The sequence below is a fragment of the Pseudomonas sp. SIMBA_041 genome (assembly GCF_046535095.1).
GTDB lineage: Bacteria > Pseudomonadota > Gammaproteobacteria > Pseudomonadales > Pseudomonadaceae > Aquipseudomonas > Aquipseudomonas mucoides.
In genome coordinates this window covers 1-239 of sequence record NZ_JAWRXJ010000894.1, presented here as the reverse complement: position 1 = coordinate 239, position 239 = coordinate 1, and the positions used below count along the sequence as shown (strand labels likewise).

Genomic DNA, 239 nt, shown 5'->3' with positions numbered 1-239 from the left:
GCTTGCTCCCATTTCTTGTCACTCTCTAATGTAATTAAGATATCAGGCTGCTTTTGCTTAACCAAATCGACCAGTTTTTGCGTTTCGTCATTGGGTGTCAATACGTTTGATACCATGATTTTTATCTGATGCGCTTGCCCTTCTGGCTTATCTTTTGCCTTTTGAACTTCTTTTTTCCACAGCTTAGTATACGGCAGCACCATTCTCAGCTGAAATGCTAACGTACCGCTCAATACAAC

Annotated in this window: 1 pseudogene; it reads right to left on the bottom strand. The window is 41.0% G+C overall.

What is annotated here, in order from left to right:
- Positions 1–239, bottom strand: a pseudogene (locus SB725_RS33720) (endonuclease); the annotation flags it as partial.